Origin of the sequence: Lacrimispora sp., assembly GCF_031982545.1 — a bacterium.
GTDB lineage: Bacteria > Bacillota > Clostridia > Lachnospirales > Lachnospiraceae > Lacrimispora.
Genome location: NZ_DALYXB010000004.1, coordinates 13,199 through 34,065, shown reverse-complemented (window position 1 = coordinate 34,065; position 20,867 = coordinate 13,199). Strand labels below are relative to the sequence as shown.

Genomic DNA, 20,867 nt, shown 5'->3' with positions numbered 1-20,867 from the left:
TCATAATACCTAAACATTTTATTACGATTTGCAGACAAATTTCCAAAAATGTCAAATATTCGGAAGCTCCATACATTTCTTATAGTATGTTTTTGCATATCGATACATGATTATGGTGTATTCGCCAAATTCCTCTCCCAGAAATGCTTTATAAATAGCCCAGAGGCTCCATAAAAAGCCACCCAGGGCCATGTAAGCATAAACCGTATAGCGTTCTTCCGTGGTTGGAGTCCGCTTCAGATATATTTCAATCAGCCGGTCAGTTTCATCTTCATTATAATAGGAATAGATTGCACACATGGATATATCAACAAGCGGATCACACATGCCGGCATACTCCCAGTCGATCAGACGAACCGTTCCATTGGGAAGCATTAAGAAGTTGTCCACTACCGTATCCAGATGAGACAGAACTTTTTTATGTCCCAGTTTCTCTAATTTATTTAGCAGCTCACACATCTGGCCATGGACATCTGAATAATCCTCAAAGGGAATTGCTCCGTATTTTCTGCAGAGGTTTTCATAAAAATCAATCCGTTCCTGGAAATCAAAGGTGTGAGAAACCTCAATTCCCGATTTATGAAATTCCCTTACAAGAGCCATACAGCGTTCGATTTCCTCAAGGCTATTGGGATTGGCATTGTGAGCACCTTCATAATATTCTGCAATTTTATACCCTGTCTCACCATTAAAATAGATAACTTTTTCTGTAATATCATATTGAGATAACGCATCATAAACTGCCTTTTCCTGTTGCCTGTTAATCAGCAGCTCCGTACCGGGGCCGGGGATCCTGCAGATGTAATGGCGGTCTTTGATCTTAAACAGAAAGGATTTGTTGGTCATACCCGCTTTTAAACATCTGATCTCTGTGATTTCAGATTCTGGGACAGAGAAAACCTTGGAAACCAGTTCCAGAGCTTCATTATCAGAACGGTGCTGATACTTGATATCGAACCGGCGCAGTTCTTCCAGATTTTCAAATTCATAAACCTCGTCAGCTGGTCTCCGGTTGATATACAGCTCGATTTCACGTCCTGCCTCAGAAAATTCAGGAAGTCGTTTTGCGGTCTCACCTGAGAGCATCTCCATTAAGACATTTTCCCAATAAAACTGCTCAGTTCCGGGAAGTTCATAATAAGCTTCCAATACAGGCAGAAACTGGTCTGAGAAGGACTTGGAGAAAAAGACGGGGCCGTACATCACCCATTTGTCCTGCCCGCCAACTATTACATTTAAAATGCGTCCCTTCTTATTATAATCAAAACACCATTCAGAAGTTTCTCCTTCCATATAAGAGGAGGAGTACCAGGCGCCTCCTTCGTAGGCGTGATACATATTATGGCGCATCCAGTTGTCAGAGGAAAGGAGGTACATATTTCTGTTTTTGAATAATTCCCTGGCGTGGTAAATGGTGGCCAGAGTATTTTTTTTCGAGTATTCAGGATTATAAAGAAGCTTAACCTTATATTTATCTATAAGATACTCGAATTTCTCTTTCAGGTATCCGACGACGATTGTGATGTCATAGATTCCGGATTCGTGAAGCTGACGGATCTGGCGTTCGATCATGCGCTCACCGAATACTTCTAAAAGTCCTTTTGGCGTTTCAAAGGTCAGCGGAACAAAACGGGATCCGAAGCCGGCGGCAATGATTACAGCGCCATCAACTTTATGTTCATTCAGAAGAGCTTTTCCGGCAGGAAGCAGTTCGTAGGATTCATTTAACTTACCAGGTGCGATTAATCCTTTTTCTATACAGTCCTTAACCAGACTGTTTGCGGTACCAAGTGAAACCATAAGTTCCTGTGATATCTCTCTTTGTGTGACTGCCGGATTTTCCAGAATCAGACGGCAGATAATAACATTACGATTCATAGTAATATAACCTCCACATATATTAAATTGGGTATAATCTGATGTTCAAAATTATAATAGTGTAAATTTATATGAACATTATACCATTGAACTGGTAAAAATCAATAGATGTTTAACGTTGCAGAAATTGTAGAAAATGCAGATAAAACAAGGATTTTAGCTTCAAATTGAGCTTGTGTATTTTTAAAAAACAATTTATCCTAAAAAATGCCATTCTGTAATAATTCTGTAAGAAATTGAACAGATAAATGTTATAGCATTTTTACAAAAAATGTATTATAATGTTCCATGTGATGGAGGAATTGATAGCTTCTTCCGGAATTGTTAATATTTTTTTGAATATGCAAAATATGCAAAAAAAGTAAAAAAAGTATTGATAATTTCCATTATAGGAAGTATAATTACCTCGTAATGCTATTAGGAATTTCAGAAAGTATTTCAAAAAGAAAAAAGGAGAGTGCATTAATTATGAGAAAGCAGACTAAATTAGTTGCTGTTTTATCTACAGCAGCACTGCTGGCATTAGGCGCTTCCATGTCCTCTTTCGCAGCTACTGGCTGGCAGGAAGAAAATGGTACATGGGTGTACTATGACAAGAGCGGAGACAAAGAAACAGAGAAGTGGGAAAAATCTGGTGACAACTGGTTCTACTTAAATGAAGATGGCGAGATGGCTACCGATGTTATTGTTGAATACAATGACAACTACTACTATGTAGATGATAACGGTTCCATGGTAACCAACAAGTGGGTTTCCATTGAGAATGAAGATTATGATGGAGATAACGAAGATGACCCAGCTAATCACTGGTATTACTTTGGATCCAATGGTAAAGCATATAAGAGCTCAACCAACAGCACAACTGCATCTTTCAAGACTGTTAACGGAAAGAAATATATTTTCGATGACGAAGGCAAGATGCTGTATGGCTGGGTAAACAAAGACGGCGAGAGAGTTACAGGCGATACAGCTTGGAAATCTTCTGAAGGCGGCTTATATTACTTAGGCGACGAGAACGACGGTGCTCAGACAGTTGGCTGGAAAATGATCGATATCGTTGATGAAGATTATGAAGAATCTAGCGCAAAAACTGGTTATTCTAGCGACAATGTATTTGATGATGAGAATCAGAGTCGTTGGTTCTATTTCCAGAGCAATGGTAAGAAGATCGTAGACAAAGACGGCAAGGGAATTAATGGCAAGAAATACAGCTTCGATTTAGATGGACGTATGAATGCTGAGTGGGTAATTTTTGATGCAACACCTACAACCTCTTCTGCAGGAAAAGGTGATACAGCTAACAAACAGGGTATTGCTTCTTACTCTTCTAGCTTCAAATTCTTCAATTCTGTAGAAGATGGCGCAAGAGTAACTAAAGGCTGGTTCAAAGTTGTTCCTGATGAGAATTTACAGAAGGGCAAATACGATGATGATTCTTCCTACTGGTATTATGCAGATGGAGATGGTGACATCGTAACAAATGAAATCAAAACTATCAACGGTAAGAAATACATGTTTGACAACTATGGCAGAATGAAAGATGGTTTATTAGTTGTTGATACAGATGGCAAAACAGTTAAGACTATCTATGACGATGACGATGCTGACTATGCAATCGATACAGAGGATCATTTCAAGGATAATGCAAGTAAAATCGCTACAGACGGTTTACGTGTATATTACTTTGGTGATGGTAATGACGGATCTATGAAGACTGGTAAGCAGACAGTTGACATTGATGGAGACTCCAATGAATTCTTATTCAACAAATCTGGCAGCTTTAAGGGTGCTGGCAAGACTGGCGAAGATAGTAGCAAGTACTATGTTGCTGGTATGCTGTTAAAGGCTGATAAAGATGATAAGTATGCTGTTGTTAAGATTGATAGCAGAGTTACAGGTAAGACTACTTATACACTGTTAACAACAGATAAGTTCCTTGCTGATGCAAAGACTGAGAAGATTCTTGAGCCTGATGCTACTAAATTAGTTAAAGATTATACAGAATATTACAACATCAAACCTTTAGGTAATGTAAAATACAAACTGGTTAATACTACTGGTACTGTTCAGAAGAATAAGACCAAAGCTAAAGATGGTAATGACACATGCTATTCTGTAAAAGATGAGACTATCAAGACTGTATATGTAGAAGACTAATTAAATATTCAAAAGGCGGAGTTCTTAGGAATTCCGCCTTTTTGTTATGCAGAAAATGGATATTATGGATAAAAATTAAAGTTTTGTCAATATAATATTAATGATGTCAAGTTGCTTAATTAGTTACAAAATGTTATACTAAACAAAGTATAATTATAGGAGATGGTAAAATGGAAAACTTTTCAATAAATAAATTAAAAAGAAATAATATGGCATCAATAATTTATGTATGTATCATATTAAGCATATTTCCATTAGTTTATCATGATTATTATTTTGATATGCTGATATTTAAATATCAAATTTATTATTTGGTAACCTTATCGTACATAGGTTTTATAATTGTTAGTAATACAGTAGATGCTTTCTTGAATAAGAGCAACAAGCCAATGCATTTTAGTAAGTTTGAAAAATTAACTATACCAGAATTAAGTATAATATTCTTTATGTTAATAGCTCTAATCTCAAATATTCAATCTGATTTTTTCTATGAATCATTTTGGGGGAATGAGGGGAGATATACAGGACTATTTACACTAACCCTATATGGTATTAGTATCTTGCTTATTATAAAGTATTTGCAATTTAAAAAATGGATTTTATATTTATTTCTTATTTCAGGTACTTTAGCTTGTTGTTTCGGAATTACAGATTATTTTAAATTAGATATTCTTGGATTTAAAGTTAATATAGCCCCTAATCAATATAATATGTTTATGTCGACTATTGGAAATGTAAATTCATATACTTCCTATGTCGCCTTAATAATGGCTGTTTCAACGTTAATGTTCTCAATGGAACAAACAAGATCGAGAATGGTTTTATTCTATTTTTGCATGACATGTAGCTTTTTTGCAATAATAATGGGGCTAAGTGATAATTCATACTTGTCGTTATTAACTTTATTTGGTTTCCTACCGTTATATTTGTTTGGGAGTAAAAGAGGTTTTAAAAGATATCTGGTTATTATAACAACATTTTTTAGTGTAATATATATGATCATTATTATTAATAAAGCTATGCCGGATAAGGTATTAGAGATGCAAGGGATTATAGACCATGTTACAGTTGCTGGATTAAGGCTGTTTTTGATATTTATGCTATGTATTATTGTTATAACATACGCATTCCAATATAAGTCTAAAAACAAAAATGATAATATGGGGGTATTATGGAAGTATAGCTGGCTAGCATTTATGTTAATTGTAGTAGGAATAACAACATTTATGATTTACGATATAAATATATTAATGAACACTGATAGATATGGATCAATAACACAATACTTATTATTTAATGATGACTGGGGAACACATAGAGGCTTTAACTGGAGAATTGCAATAGAGAATTATAAAAAATTTTCTCCTATTCATAAAATCTTTGGTTATGGTCCTGATACGTATGGTATTATGACTCATTATTTCGATTATAACGAGATGAAATTGAAATATAATGAAATGTACGACAGCGCCCATAATGAGTATTTGCAGTATTTTATAACGATGGGTCCATTAAGTCTTATATCCTACCTGGTATTTTTAGCATCCTCTATTCGAAGCTTAATATGTAAATCCAGTGAAAATTCTTATGCCATGCCTATAATATTTGCTGTTTTATGTTATTCCGTCCAAGCAGTTGTGAATATCAGTGTTCCTATAGTTACGCCAATTGTTTTTGTTTTATTAGCTTCTGGACTTGCTGAAAATAAGTTGGATTTATCTGGTATCCCTAAGGAGAATCATCATTAATGAATAATCTGGAACAATATAAACGCCTGGTACGTATAACCGCCTGTTTAGCCTTGTTTATAGCCGAGATGTTAATGTATTATTATGTTTGGTGTACATTTTATAATCACTTAATGCAAATACCATATTATCGCCTGGGTAATTGGATGCTGTTTGGAGTATATGGAATAGTATTAATCATATTTGGTTATATCTATGGTGGTTTTAATGTTGGTGTTACAAAAGCATCAAATCTTGTATATTCGCATTTTTTGGTTAGCTTTTTCACCAATACTGTTATGTATATAATTGGAACATTAGTTATAAAATCCTTTCATACCGTTTTGCCGTTGTTGCTTCTTACGGTAGTAGAGTTAGTATTAATAACTTTGTGGAGTAATATAATAACAAAAATATATCAGAACATTTATCCGCCCAGGAAAGTGCTACTTATTTATGGCGATAGACCGATTAGTGCATTTATTGATAAACTGAATAACCGTACAGATCGGTTTGTTGTCGTGGAAACAATAAATATACAAGAAAACTTAGATGAGATTATCAATAAGATAAACTTGTATAATGGAGTTATTATTGGCGATATATCTACTGAAAAAAGGAATAAAATATTAAAATACTGTTATGGCAGGTCCATTCGGACTTATACGATTCCGAAACTATCTGATATCTTGCTTAAAAACTCAGAATGCCTGCATATGTTTGATACGCCGTTATTTCTGTCTCGAAGCACTACACTTACGATAGAACAACTGTTTCTAAAAAGAGTTATGGATATCTTTGTTTCTATTGTAGCTATTTTTGTTTTATCGCCTGTGATGCTTATTACCGCTTTGGCGATTAAATGTTGTGATCATGGTCCTATTATATTTGTTCAGAAACGTTGTACAATAAATGGAAAAATTTTTAAAATATATAAATTTAGAAGCATGATAGTAGATGCTGAAAAAAATGGAAGTGTTATACCAGCAAAAGAAAATGACTCTAGAATTACACCTGTGGGCAATGTTATACGAAAACTGAGGATTGATGAACTTCCACAGCTGTTTAATATTCTTATGGGACAAATGAGCTTAGTAGGGCCTCGTCCAGAACGTGTAGAACATGTGCAGGAGTATAGTAAAGAGATTCCAGAGTTTATGTACCGCCTGAAAGTAAAAGGTGGATTAACTGGTTATGCACAGGTATACGGGAAGTATAACACAACGGCGTATGATAAATTAAAGCTGGATTTGATGTACATCGAAAACTATTCTTTATTACTTGATATTGAAATATTATTTAAAACTGTCAAAATCCTTTTGATAAAAGATAGTACGGAAGGATTTGATGAAGAGACTTCATGTACGATGGAGAAACAAATCCGTGAGTCGAAAGAAGAGATATAATATGATGAATGAGTGCAAAGTTTCTATCATAACAGTATGCTATAACAGCGAAACAGTAATAGCAAAAACAATGGAGTCTGTTTTAAAGCAGGATTATAGTAATATAGAGTACATTATTGTAGATGGAAAATCGACTGATGCAACTATGAAAATTGTATGTTCATATGAAGAAGAACTTCTGAAAAGGGGATATGAATTCCGAGTAGTTTCTGAAACGGATCAAGGGATTTATGATGCTATGAACAAAGGCATTTCTCTTGCAACGGGAGAAATTATTGGCTTGATTAATAGCGGTGATTGGTATGAACCGGAAGCGGTAAGCTACATGGTGGATTACTTTGAAAGATATCAGTTCGATATTTTTTATTCGGATTTACGGATTTGGCGTAAGAATAAGACTATGATAAAAAAGGCTAAACTGCAAAACTATATTACAACTCGTGACTGGAATCATCCCACTACATTTATAACAAGAGCCACATATCAGAATTTTCATTATGCTTGTAAAGGAATTTATGATGATTGGGATCTTGTTCTTAGAATCAGAAAAAGCGGGCGTAAGGTTGTAGTATGCAATAAAGTGCTGGCTAATTTTTACTTTGGTGGTGTAAGCAATCAAAAAAGTGTAAAAGCAGCTTATCGTCGTTTTAGAGAAAGATATCGAATTTACCGGGATAATGGTTATAGCAGGTTGTATTTTATTGAATGCATAATAATGGAAATTGTAAAATATTTAGCGGCCTAGCGAGGGAGAGCAATATGACAGTAGCGGTAGATTTGTCGTTTATACGTCCAGACCATACAAACGGAGGAACGGAGTCTTGTATCAAGAACCTTACTAGAGGCTGGATAAAAAATGGAGTAATTAAAGATTTTATTTTTTTTATACATGAAGATATTTATGATGATTATGGAATGTTATTTCCAGAATGTCGTTTTATTCAATATCAAAGTAAATCCAGCCATAAAGTAAGGACTACTTGGTTTCAGACTTTTGAGCTACCTCATTTGATTGATCAATATAAAGTGGACGTGTTATATTATCCAACATATACAACAGGATATTATTTAAAACTTAAAATTCCGGTTATTGTAAACCCTCATGATATTCAGTTTAAATTCTTTCCGGAATATTTCAGTAGACTAAAAAGATTGTATTTAGACTTTGGATATTCTCATTCCCTGAAAAGAGCTAACAAAATTATAGCTATTTCTAATTATGTAAAGGGAACTTTACAGCAGTATTATGAGAAACAATGTGGAAATAAAATAATAACAGTATATGATCCAGTTGATTTTGAATATAGAGATGCTCAGACTCCATCTGGTATTAAATCTCCATATATTCTTAGTGTTTCATCTATTCAAAAGCATAAGAATATGATTACCCTTGTTAAGGCATTTGAACATATATGTAATCGAATCCCTCATCAGCTGGTTATAGTTGGCTGCAAAGGAAATGGCATGGAATCCATTTTGGACTATCTAAGAGAAAAGAACTTATCTGATCGTATACGATTCACAGACTATGTTAAAAGTGAGGAAATCAACTGGTTATATACCAATGCTAGCCTATATGTTACTACGTCATTGTATGAGGGGTTTGGTATGACACCTATCGAAGCAATGGGAAGAGGAATTCCTACGATATCATCAAAAGCCACATCTTTACCAGAAGTAACATTGAATCAGGCAATTTATTATGAACCTGCAAGCGACGACCGGATTCTGGCCGAAAAGATTTTAGAAGTATTAATGAGCGAAGTGAAACCTGTAAATATGTCGGATATCATTGATCGTTATGATAAAAGTACTATTGCAGCCCAATTGTATAAAGTGTTTGAGGAAGTTCTATGAGAATACTATATATAACGAACATTCCGTCTCCTTATCGAGTGGATTTTTTTAATGAACTGGGAAAATGTTGTGCGTTAACGGTGCTATTTGAGCGGAAGCATGCTGGGAATAGAGATATGCGGTGGAAAGTTGATGATTTTAAGTATTTTAGGTCTATATTTTTAGAAGGGAAGTTAATAGGCAGCGATGCAAGTATTTGCCCTGGGGTTATTCGATTTTTAAAAAAAGACTATCATGCCATTATACTTGGTGGTTATTCTTCTCCTACTTACATGATTGCTATAGAATATATGAGGATGTGCAGGATACCATTCCTTTTAAATGCCGATGGTGGATTTATCAAATGTGATAATAAATTGCGTTATAATATAAAAAAACACTTCATTGGTCGGGCTTCTGGTTGGCTTAGTACGGGTGAAAAAACAGATGATTATTTACTGCATTATGGTGCGCAAAAAGATCACATCTATCATTACCCCTTTACTTCAATAAAAGAAAATGACATATGCATGTTGACTGAAGAAGAAAAAAGTCAAATAAAACATCAATTGGGTATAATGGAAAAGAAGATAGTAATTACGGTCGGACAGTTCATCCCAAGAAAGGGATTTGAATTCCTTATTAAAGCTGCTGGAAAAATAGCTAAAGAATATGGCATTCTGGTGATTGGAGGTCGGCCGACGGAGCAATATTTAAAGCTTAAGGAAGAGTATAATGCTGTAAATGTCCACTTTATTGATTTTTTGGAAAAGGAAAAACTTAAAAAATATTATATGGCGGCTGATGTATTTGTTTTTCCTACCATAGAGGATATATGGGGATTGGTACTAAATGAGGCTATGTCTTACGGTCTGCCATGTGTAGCGTCTTTAAAGGCTAATGCTTCTCTCGAACTAATAGAAGATGGAGCCTGCGGCTATCTAATTAATCCGGAAGATGTGGAAGACATGGCTGTTAAAATGGAATTATTGTTAAAGGATGATTTACTTCGTACCCGTATGGGGCAGAGGGCATTTGATAAAATTAAGGACTATACGATTGAAAATATGACAAAATATCATATGAGCATATTAAAAGACTGGAAGAAACAGTGAAGGAGGTACTTGATATGCAAAGGACAAAACGGTCCTTATTAAATGTTTCTGTCACGTTAATGACAAATGTAATCATTTTACTTACTGCATTTTTAGTACAAAAAATACTGCTGTCTACTCTGGGATCTGATTATAACGGTGTTAATGGTTTGTTTACCAGTATTATTTCTATGATGTCTTTAACTGATCTGGGTATTGGAAGTGCAATCATCTATCATTTATATAGACCTGCAGCTGCATCGGATCGTGATGTCATTTGTTCATTACTTCGCTTTTATAGAAATAGTTATGTAGTAATATCTTTTGTTATCTTGCTAATTGGTATTGTTGTTGCGTTTTTTATACCTGGTTTAGTTGGAACAGTAACAGTACATGAAAATTTGTATTTGATTTTTGCTCTATTCATGGCTGACTGTCTGATATCCTATTTTCTATCTTATAAAAAGTCCCTTTTATATGCTTATCAGATGAATTATGTTTTAGATGGTGTACATTTTGTCTTTTATATGATTCAGAATGTTGCTCAGATATTGGCTCTTATTTATTTTAAGAGTTTTATTGCATTTTTACTTCTTAAGACCATATCTAAAACGATTGAGAATATTACTATTACTATATACATTAGAAAGCGTTATCCTTTTACTAACAAAAAAGAGGTGCTGCCTTTGGCGGCAGAGATTAGAAGCGATATTGTAATAAAAGTTAAAGCTTTGCTGTTTCATCGACTTGGGAAACTTTTTGTCACGGGTAGTGACAGTTTGGTAATTACAGGCGTATTAGGAATTTTTCAAATGAGCTTATATACCAATTATCACTTGCTTTTGGGAGGTATTACAGCTCTTCTTAATAAGGTATTTGAGACATTGACTTCCAGTGTGGGCAATTTTTTGCTGGATAGTGATCATAAACAAAGATACGAAGTTTATCGGAGAATTGATTTTTTAAACTTTTGGTTTTTTGGTTATACTTCCGTAGTATTATATACATCTATTCAGCCATTTATCACCTTATGGGTGGGGGAGCGGTATCTTTTTTCGCAAGTCACCTTGTTTTTTCTTATTGTTAATTTTTATCAGGAAGGAATGAGAGCCTCTGTTGTAACGTTTAAAGATGCAGCTGGAATATATCATGAGGATCGTTTTATGCCATTAATTGAAGCTGGACTTAATGGTGTGATATCAATTGTTTTAGCTCAGTACATAGGTGTGAAAGGGGTATTCCTGGGGACGATTATCAGCGCTGGTGTTATATACTTTTACAGCTTCCCTAAATATGTCTGCGAACCTCTGCTTCATATGAATTGGAATCAATATATCTGGCAGACGGTACAGCATTTACTGTTTGTTGTCACGTGTATGGGAATTGTAGAAGGATGTTTAGCGAAAATAATTATGACCAGTCTTATAGGGAAAATTATTCTGGCAGGTGTAGTCTCAACGGTTGCATTTCATTTTTTATTATGGGTTTTATACAGACGAAGCAAGGAGATGAAATATTTTTGGAATATCGTCTTCAAACTTGTTTTTAAGAAAGGATAGCTGAAGCATGATAAAAGCGCTTAGAAAAAAATTAAAGCCGTATGGAGAAATATTTTATATGCTTTACTTTTTACCTTTGGCCGGTTGTGTGGCTATGGGGATATCCTCAGCACAAACATCATATCGCCTTGTATTTGCTGGGGCGTTACTGTTTTTACTATTAAAATTTTTTATTACAGATTATAATAAAAAAGAGTTGTTCTTTATTATCACTACGATGGCTCTATTGGGATATGTCTTTTCAAGAACAAGAGAAAAGGCATTACTTTTAACTGCATTGTCTATATTTGGATGTAAAGATGTCAGCGTTAACAAAGTGATTAAGTATACTGTGTTTGTATATATTATAGGAATGGGATTGACTATAAGTCTGGTATTATTGGGGAAAGTGCCAGGTGAGATTCACCAGCTTTCTAAGAACGGTATAACGTATTCGATTAACGATTATGGCTTTTCCCACCCTAATAGTGCTTATAGCCATATATTAATGATATCAATTATGGGAGTTGCCGTCTGGCACGAACGAATGCGATGGTATCATTATGTCGTGATGAGCGTTGCGATGTTGCTTGCATATAAAGTATTCTTAAGCCGTACAGGTCTGCTGATTTATTTGTTGTTATGTGTAATGCTGGTTTTGTGTAGTATAATAAAACAGGAGAAAGTTAAAAAAGTGTTTTTTTTTCCTTTGAATTTAGTTCCTCTTGGAATTGCTGTTTTTAGCTACTTTTTTTCGATAATGTATTCCGGACATATATGGTATATAGATAAATTAAATGATCTTGTAACCAATCGTATACTGTTTTCCTCAAAAGCGCTTAATGATAATGGTTTGAGTTGGTTTGGGCATGTCGTTGTAAAAAGTTGGAATTACTATATTGATAATGCATATATCAATGTATTACTTAGTTATGGAATATTTGTGATGATTTTGTGGATTTTATCCTATACCTTTATGTGTTACAAATACTGGGAGGTTGAAAATTATATTCTTCTTCTTGTTATGGTTGTCTTAGCTATTTATGCATTTATGGAATATTCTCCTATTAATGTAACATGGAATCCGTTATTGCTCTTTATGTCAGTTATTTTGTTTGGTAACATGAAAAAGGAGAATTCAACTTCTGCTCCATAACTTACGAAATTCTCGGGGACTGATTCCTTCGATTTTTTTAAAAACCCGGTTGAAGTAGCTGGCATCGGCCATACCACAGGTATGACCGATTTCTTCTATTGTTTTATCGGTGAAACGTAATTCGTATTTGGCTTGTGTAATACGCTTTTGAATTAAATAGCTATTAATAGAAATTCCAAAATTCTCTTTAAAAATCCTTGTTAAATAATATTTATTTATATAAAATTTTTGCTCTAAGTTGCTTAATGAGATTTTCTCCGTATAATGTGCATCCAAGTAGCTTTTTATGTTAAGCAGTCTGGTTTTCGCTAATGTATTTCTTTCGATGTAAGTTTCGTTCCTATGGCTTTCAATCATGGTCATTGTAAGAAGTGCAGCTAATTTCTCGAAAATAATCATATCTCTCACGTGACTATCAAGTTTTGCTGTCTGATAGATCGTCTGCAATATAGTTCTATACGCCTCCATATCATCAGTTTGGTAACAGGGTTGGCCTCCTCGAATCATGTATTTTTTGTAGATACCTTCCATTGTGGGACCATAAAAATGAACCCAGAATAAGTGCCAGGGGTGTTCTTTTGAGGATTTATGGCTATATGGGTTTTGGCAATCAATAAATACACAGTATCCTTTCCCAATGGAATATATTTCATTTTCAACCTGTAAAGTTCCTTCTCCATCTAAAATAATAAAAAATAGAAAGCTATTAAGCTGTTCACGGCGGCTGATGTGCTGCTTTAAGGCATGTAGTTCACCGACTTCCTGCAAATAAACTAAATGCTCTTTTGCAAACCTTGAGGCAGTATATAGAATCCTGTTAGAGTTTACCAATTTGCCGTGATATATTTGTTCGTTCATAAATTTCCCTCCTAATCTGTTTGCTATTATTTTAATACGCACTAAAAAAAAATGCAAGTCAATATAGTTCTGCTTTTTATTAAATATTTATTGGAAATTTCAGGAATACGTATTTAATAAAATGTCAATATAGTTCTAATTATAGTCAAAAGAGACTCTTATAAATAAGCGCTAATTCATTTATAATAAAGAAAAAGCATTGTTGGAGGTAGATGTATGAAAACGGCATTCATAACGGGAGTAACTGGACAGGACGGCAGTTATCTGGCGGAGTTCTTATTAGATAAAGGTTATGAAGTTCATGGCATGGTTCGTAGGTCATCTGTGGAAAGACGGGAACGTATTGATCATCTTGTAAATAATCATAGAATGCATCTGCATTATGGAGACTTAAGTGACTCCATGTGCTTGGTACGTCTGATTGGCATGATTAAACCAGATGAAATCTACAATCTTGCAGCTCAGAGCCATGTAGGTGTAAGTTTTGATGTGCCAGAATATACTGCCGATGTAGTCGCAACTGGTGTTCTTCGTATCTTAGAAGCTGTTAGAATAAGCGGATTAGAAAAATTATGTCGTATCTATCAGGCCTCTACCTCTGAACTATACGGAAAAGTGGAAGAGGTTCCTCAAAGTGAGACAACCCCATTCCATCCATATAGCCCATATGCGGTAGCAAAACAATATGGCTATTGGATTGTTAAGGAATACAGAGAAGCGTATGGGATGTTTGCAGCAAGTGGAATTTTATTTAATCATGAGTCAGAGCGTCGTGGCGAAACTTTTGTTACACGTAAGATAACTCTGGCCGCTTCCCGCATTGCCAGGGGAAAGCAAGAGAAGCTTTATTTGGGAAATCTGTCTTCCCTTAGAGACTGGGGCTATGCAAAGGATTATGTGGAATGCATGTGGCTTATTTTACAACATGGTACACCGGAAGATTTTGTTATTGCTACCGGCGAGCAGCATTCGGTAAGAGAATTTTGTCGGTTGGCATTTCATTATGCAGGAATAGAATTAGAATTTATTGGAAAGGGACTAGAGGAAAAAGGAATAGATAAAGAATCAGGGAAAATTCTTATAGAAGTTTCAGAAGAGTTTTATCGCCCTACAGATGTAGTGAATCTTTTAGGAAACCCGACAAAGGCCAGAACCGTTCTGGGCTGGAATCCTATGAAGACCTCATTTGAGGAGCTGGTCAAGATTATGGTTAATCATGATATGAGAGCTGACTAATTTACTGATAGATAGATTGAATGGAGTAATAAAATGGAGAAGAATGGAAAGATTTATGTAGCAGGGCATAGAGGTATGGTAGGCAGTGCTATCTGCCGTGCCCTTAAAAGGAATGGCTATGATAATTTAATTATACGAACTCATAATGAATTAGATCTAAGCAGACAGAATGAAGTTGAAAAATTTTTTGCAGAAGAAAAGCCAGAATATGTATTCTTGGGAGCAGCTAAAGTAGGTGGAATTATGGCCAATAGTGAAGCTTTGGCTGATTTTCTGTATGAAAATATGATCCTCGAAATGAATGTTATCCATTCGGCATGGCAGAATGGATGTAAGAAGCTATTATTTCTGGGATCCAGCTGTATCTATCCTCGTATGGCGCCTCAACCAATTCCGGAAAACTGTCTTCTTACCGGAGAATTGGAGAAGACTAATGAGGCGTATGCCCTGGCAAAGATCAGTGGATTAAAATATTGTGAATTTCTAAATAAACAATATGGCACGGATTATATATCAGTCATGCCAACCAACCTATATGGACCTAATGACAATTATCATCCAATCCATAGTCATGTGCTGCCCGCACTCATTCGACGATTTCATGAAGCTAAAGCGCGTGGAATGCGGGAAGTCACATGCTGGGGGACTGGTAAGCCTTTGCGGGAATTCCTTTATGTGGATGATTTGGCGGATGCCTGTGTGTATTTGATGAATCATTACAGTGGTAACGAAACTGTTAATGTGGGGACTGGGAAGGAATTGACAATTAAGGATCTGACGGAATTAGTGGCAAAAGCTGTCGGTTATACAGGGGGAATCAAGTGGGATGAGACTAAACCAGATGGAACACCAAGGAAATTACTTGATGTATCCAAGCTTGAAAAACTTGGCTGGCATTATACTACTGAATTGGAGGAAGGGATCCCGCTTACGTATCAAGATTTTATCCATAACCCTATGAGAACAGAAAGATAAAAGAGGTGCATATGAATATCATTTTATTATCAGGAGGAAGTGGAAAGCGGTTATGGCCTCTATCTAATGACATACGATCCAAACAGTTTATCAAACTGTTTAAAAAAGAGGACGGTACTTATGAATCCATGGTGCAAAGGATATACCGTCAGATAGCAATGGTTGATAAGCAGGCCAATATTACAATTGCAACCAGCAAATCACAAGTAAGTACGTTACATAATCAGTTGGGGGATAAGGTTAATATTTGTGTAGAACCAACCAGAAGAGATACTTTTCCAGCTATTGTATTGGCAGCTTCCTATCTTTATGACATGCAGAAAATCAAAAAAGAGGAAATTGTTATTGTATGCCCGGTAGACCCATATGTTGATGTGGATTACTTTGATTCAATCAAAGAATTAGAAAAACTTGCAAAAGAAAGAGAAGCAAATCTTACGCTTATGGGAATAGAACCAACCTACCCTTCAGAAAAATATGGGTATATTATACCTGAAACATCTGCCAGAGTGGTAAGTAAAGTAAAAACGTTTAAAGAAAAGCCGGATTTGAAAACAGCAAAAGATTATATGAAAATGGGAGCATTGTGGAATGGTGGGGTTTTTGCCTTCCAATTAGGCTATATATTAAAGAAAGCTCATGAAATCATAGATTTTAATAATTATGAGGATTTATATGCAAATTATGAAAGTCTACAAAAGATCAGTTTTGATTATGCTGTTGTAGAGAAGGAAACGGATATCCAGGTCATGCGGTTTTCTGGACAGTGGAAAGATCTGGGAACCTGGAATACTCTGACAGAGGAAATGTCAGATCCTATAATTGGAAAAGCTGTATTAAACGAGACCTGTGAAGAAACGTGCGTTGTCAATGAACTGAATATTCCTGTTTTGTGTATGGGTTTAAAAAATATGATTGTCTCTGTTAGCGGAGAAGGTATTCTTGTAACAACTAAGGATCAGTCCAGTTATATAAAACCATTTGTAGACGGTTTTGATCAAACCGTTCGGTTTGCCGAGAAATCATGGGGAAGCTTTCATATTATTGATGTGGAAGAGGAAAGCCTGACTATTAAAGTGACTTTAAATCCCGGTCATAGTATGAATTATCATAGTCACGAACGGAGAAAGGAAGTCTGGACTATTGTCAGGGGAGAGGCCATGGTAATTATCGATGGAGCAAACCGTAAGGTTCGAACAGGAGCAGTTATAACGTTACCTGTGGGTTGTAAGCATACCATCATAGCAGAGACACTAGTGCAATTGATAGAGGTACAGATAGGAAAAGAATTGAGCGTTCAGGATAAGAAAAAATATAATTTGGAAGTGGAAACTGGACAAATTTAATTTGGTAGTGGAGAAAAAATATGTTTCGAAAACAAGAGGAAATCCAGAAAGAGCTTGACCATTGGGAGAAAAATATGGGAAATATTCCAGAACTTATGGTACAGCTTAAAGAAATGAAACATGATAAGAAGAAAGTGACTGATGCATTTTATAAAAACCTGGAATTTGGAACAGGTGGTTTAAGAGGAATCATGGGAGTAGGTACAAACCGAATGAATTTGTTTACGGTTGCCAGAGCTTCCCGTGGAGTGGCTGCTTACATTAAGAAGCATTTTACTGAGGAAAACAGGTCTGTAGCTATTAGTTACGATAGTAGGAATCTTAGTGAAGAATTTTCCAGGAAAGCTGCAGAAATTTTTGCATCATGTGGTATTCGAGTTTATATTTATCCAGTTTTACAGCCCACGCCATTACTTTCCTGGGCAGTAAGGGAATTAAATTGCTCTGCTGGGATTATGATAACAGCCAGTCATAATCCGGCAGAATATAATGGATACAAAGTTTATGGAAGTGATGGTTGTCAAATTACTGTACAAGTTGCAAAAGATATAATGGTAGAAATAGAAGCTTCATACTATTTTGGAGAATCAAAGGAATTACCGTTTGAAATGGAGGTGAAGTTAGGGTTAATTACTTTTATCTCGAATGATATCATTGATGGGTTCATGAAAGCAGTAAGACAACAATCACTAGTAAAGAAAGATGTCGATGCCATTGACAAAGAAATATCCATTGTTTATTCTCCATTAAATGGTACTGGCTTAATACCGGTGGTTCGTTGTCTGGAGGAACGCGGATTTAAAAAAATTTTTGTTGTACCTGAGCAAAAATTTCCAGATGGTAATTTTACAACGTGCCCAATACCAAATCCAGAAGAGCCTGAATCAATGGAAATGGGCATTCGGTATGCAAAAAAAGTATCTGCGGATATTATCATTGCAACTGATCCTGATTGTGACCGGGTGGGAGTTGCAGTAGAAGATGAGAACAAATCTTATGTCAGATTATCTGGGAATGAGATAGGCGTGCTTTTACTGGACTATATATGTAAGAGAAGAATAGAAAACGGAACGATGCCTGAAAAGCCTGTGTTCATGAAGAGCATAGTGTCAACGGATCTTGCGGAACGTATTGCAGAATATTATGGAGTTCAGACTATTAATCTACTGACTGGTTTCAAATTTATAGGAGAGCAGATTGGTATTATGGAACAGATAGGGGAAAAAGATAATTTTGTTTTTGGATTTGAGGAAAGCCTTGGATATTTAAGTGGTAGTTATGTGCGAGATAAGGATGGAGTTGGAGGCAGTCTATTAATTTGTGAGATGGCTGCGTATTATAAAAAGATGGAAAAGAATCTTTTGTCCGTCTTGGCTGATATATATGGAAAACATGGGTTCCACCTAAATACACTTCATACGTATACATTTGAAGGATTAGATGGCTTTCAGTGTATGGAAATTATTATGAAAAAAATTGGTACATCCATTATTGAAAACTTATTAGAAACTAAGATCAACATGTTTGAATTTAACGTTATATCGGCAGAGGATTACCTATTAAAGCGTAGGTATGAAAAGAGTTCAACCTCTGAATTGCTTACAAAAGTACCAAAAACTAATATGTTAAAGCTGAACTTTGATAATAGTTGCTCTATCATTGTGCGTCCTTCTGGTACGGAAAATAAGATTAAAGTATATAGCTCTGTTTTATCTTCTAGTTTTAATGCGGCTATAGGTGTTGAGAGAGTAATAATAGCTTTAATAGAAAAAATTATTGGGGTGAATTAGTATAATAATGCATAAGTAGCTTTTTATTGTGTTTTATTGTTGGATTACTTATTCATTTTTATATGCTTACAAATAAATTCCCAAATTATAATGATGTGAATTGCTTGGCAACATAAGAAACTGGCGTTATATCAGGATGTTTATGATTACATATTAGGAAAGGGAATAAGAGTACTGTTTGGAAATAACAACCTAGCCGGGCGGTTTGGCTATAATACTCAATGACTGCCAGAGGATATATTAATTCGCATCTGACAGTCATGGGAATGCTTGGATTTTTGAATATTAAAGGCTCATCTACTTTATAATCCAGTAAGGTATTTAGGGCTTACTCAATGCTGTTGCTTACTAAATTTTTGTTATAGCTAAGTTGATTTAACTTTTATTCATTGTGAATAGTAATTAACATAATATTACATAAAGTATAAAATTATACATCTTAAGGTTATATTAATTTATTGAAGTTTGTAATGAAAAATGATACTATATTAAATGATAAATAAATTATAATACTGTAACTGGATAATAAAGTCTGATTCTTATGTGATTAAATATAGAGATGGTCATTATATACATTATTCTTAAATCTAACAAAGATTTTAATGAGATGTGCTGGCCACTATAAATAAAATACAGATAGAGTGCAAAAGGTAGTGGATATAAAGATATATTTAAGTTTTGATAAAAAGAGGAGATATATAATGCAGCACATATATATAATTGGCTCAAAGGGTATACCTGGTAATTACGGTGGATATGAGACGTTTGTAGATAAGCTAACGGAATATCATCAAAATAATGTAGATATTAAATATCATGTGGCATGTAAAAGTACTGAAAATGGAGAGTTTGTATACCATAATGCTCGTTGCTTTAAGGTCAAGGTTCCTAATATAGGTGCAGCACAGGCTATTTATTATGATGTTGTAGCACTTAATAAGTGTTGCAAACATATTAAAAAAAATCGAATTAAGAATCCAATTGTTTATATCTTGGCTTGTAGGATTGGGCCGTTTGCTGCTTATTTTCAAAGTACTATACATAATTTAGGGGGACAGGTTTATTTGAACCCCGATGGACACGAATTTTTAAGGGCAAAGTGGTCAGCTCTAGTTCGAAAGTATTGGAAGATTTCTGAGCAAATGATGATAAAACATGCAGATTTAATCATTTGTGATAGCATGAATATTGAGAAATATATTCATGAGAGCTATAAAAAGTATAATCCGAATACAACATTTATAGCTTATGGAGCAGAGACAAAGAAGAGCATTTTATCTGATGAGGATCAGAATCTGAAGGATTGGTACCAGAAAAAGGGCTTATCGAAAAAATCATACTACCTAGTAGTCGGAAGGTTTGTTCCAGAAAATAACTTTGAGACGATGATACGAGAATTTATGAAATCGGAAAGTAAAAAAGATTTTGTGATAATCACGACAGTAAATGATGCATTTTTAGAAGAGTTGGAGAAGAAATTACACTTTAAAAATGATAAGCGTATTAAATTTGTAGGCACAGTTTATGATCAGGAATTACTGAAGAAAGTTCGTGAAAATGCTTATGGTTACCTTCATGGGCATGAGGTTGGTGGAACCAACCCGAGTCTACTCGAAGCGCTTGGTAGCACTAACTTAAATTTACTCCTTGATGTTGGATTCAACAAAGAGGTTGGCGAAGATGCTGCACTTTATTGGAACAAGAAGAGCGGAAATTTATCAACTTTAGTAGACGAAGTTGAACAGATGAAAATTGATGAGATAGCAGAATTTGGAAAAAAAGCAAAAAAACGGATTGTGGAAGCTTATAGTTGGAAATATATAGTGAGTAAATATGAAAAAGTATTTCTTAAGTTCATGAAATAATAATG

At 34.9% G+C, this 20,867-nt stretch carries 15 protein-coding genes; 13 read left to right on the top strand and 2 right to left on the bottom strand.

All coding sequences use genetic code 11. The features are described 5' to 3' along the window. Positions 1–51 precede the first annotated feature (51 nt). Positions 52–1,878 (bottom strand): phosphotransferase, encoded by a 1,827-nt coding sequence (locus tag ABS301_RS07835; protein WP_349671690.1) that lies wholly within the window; start codon positions 1,876–1,878, stop codon positions 52–54. Positions 1,879–2,346: 468 nt separating this feature from the next. Here ABS301_RS07835 and ABS301_RS07830 point away from each other — a divergent pair, with 468 nt between their 5' ends. The 8 genes from ABS301_RS07830 (at position 2,347) to ABS301_RS07795 (ending at position 12,792) form a co-directional block, all read left to right on the top strand. Next, a complete protein-coding gene (locus tag ABS301_RS07830; RefSeq protein ID WP_349671689.1) occupies positions 2,347–4,035 on the top strand; it encodes a cell wall-binding protein in 1,689 nt (562 codons plus the stop codon). Positions 4,036–4,205: 170 nt separating this feature from the next. Then, on the top strand, positions 4,206–5,783 hold the full coding sequence (locus ABS301_RS07825; protein WP_349671688.1) for an O-antigen ligase family protein: 1,578 nt from the start codon (positions 4,206–4,208) through the stop codon (positions 5,781–5,783). Beyond that, the gene (locus ABS301_RS07820; protein WP_349671687.1) at positions 5,783–7,168 is read left to right on the top strand and encodes a sugar transferase; all 1,386 of its coding nucleotides are present in this window, start codon (positions 5,783–5,785) and stop codon (positions 7,166–7,168) included. The genes ABS301_RS07825 and ABS301_RS07820 overlap by 1 nt, the downstream gene beginning before the upstream one ends. Next, positions 7,146–7,913: a glycosyltransferase family 2 protein gene (locus ABS301_RS07815; RefSeq protein WP_349671686.1), complete on the top strand. Its 768-nt coding sequence runs from the start codon at positions 7,146–7,148 to the stop codon at positions 7,911–7,913. Before ABS301_RS07820 ends, ABS301_RS07815 begins: the two co-directional genes overlap by 23 nt. A 14-nt stretch (positions 7,914–7,927) precedes the next feature. Continuing rightward, on the top strand, positions 7,928–9,025 hold the full coding sequence (locus ABS301_RS07810) for a glycosyltransferase family 4 protein (protein ID WP_349671685.1): 1,098 nt from the start codon (positions 7,928–7,930) through the stop codon (positions 9,023–9,025). Then, a complete protein-coding gene (locus tag ABS301_RS07805) occupies positions 9,022–10,119 on the top strand; it encodes a glycosyltransferase family 4 protein (protein ID WP_349671684.1) in 1,098 nt (365 codons plus the stop codon). The genes ABS301_RS07810 and ABS301_RS07805 overlap by 4 nt, the downstream gene beginning before the upstream one ends. Positions 10,120–10,133: 14 nt before the next feature. Further along, positions 10,134–11,657 carry a lipopolysaccharide biosynthesis protein gene (locus ABS301_RS07800; RefSeq protein WP_349671683.1) on the top strand — a complete coding sequence of 508 codons (1,524 nt, stop codon included), beginning with the start codon at positions 10,134–10,136 and terminating at the stop codon, positions 11,655–11,657. A gap of 7 nt (positions 11,658–11,664) precedes the next feature. Then, positions 11,665–12,792, top strand: coding sequence for a hypothetical protein (locus ABS301_RS07795; protein WP_349671682.1), 1,128 nt, complete (start codon positions 11,665–11,667; stop codon positions 12,790–12,792). On the opposite strand, the gene ABS301_RS07790 is transcribed toward ABS301_RS07795, so the two are convergent. After that, positions 12,775–13,650, bottom strand: a complete 876-nt coding sequence (locus ABS301_RS07790; protein ID WP_349671681.1) for a helix-turn-helix transcriptional regulator — start codon at positions 13,648–13,650, stop codon at positions 12,775–12,777. The two genes, ABS301_RS07795 and ABS301_RS07790, sit on opposite strands and share 18 nt — an antisense overlap. Before the next feature lie 216 nt (positions 13,651–13,866). Here ABS301_RS07790 and gmd point away from each other — a divergent pair, with 216 nt between their 5' ends. The 5 genes from gmd (at position 13,867) to cps2T (ending at position 20,862) form a co-directional block, all read left to right on the top strand. Further along, entirely contained in the window at positions 13,867–14,886 is a 1,020-nt protein-coding gene (gmd, locus tag ABS301_RS07785; protein ID WP_349671680.1) for a GDP-mannose 4,6-dehydratase, read from the top strand. Positions 14,887–14,919: 33 nt separating this feature from the next. After that, entirely contained in the window at positions 14,920–15,861 is a 942-nt protein-coding gene (locus ABS301_RS07780; protein ID WP_349671679.1) for a GDP-L-fucose synthase family protein, read from the top strand. Between the two features lie 11 nt (positions 15,862–15,872). Beyond that, positions 15,873–17,207: a sugar phosphate nucleotidyltransferase gene (locus ABS301_RS07775; RefSeq protein WP_349671678.1), complete on the top strand. Its 1,335-nt coding sequence runs from the start codon at positions 15,873–15,875 to the stop codon at positions 17,205–17,207. Positions 17,208–17,227: 20 nt separating this feature from the next. Continuing rightward, positions 17,228–18,997: a phospho-sugar mutase gene (locus ABS301_RS07770; RefSeq protein WP_349671677.1), complete on the top strand. Its 1,770-nt coding sequence runs from the start codon at positions 17,228–17,230 to the stop codon at positions 18,995–18,997. A gap of 701 nt (positions 18,998–19,698) precedes the next feature. Further along, positions 19,699–20,862: a beta 1-4 rhamnosyltransferase Cps2T gene (gene cps2T, locus ABS301_RS07765; protein ID WP_349671676.1), complete on the top strand. Its 1,164-nt coding sequence runs from the start codon at positions 19,699–19,701 to the stop codon at positions 20,860–20,862. The last annotated feature ends 5 nt before the right edge of the window (positions 20,863–20,867 follow it).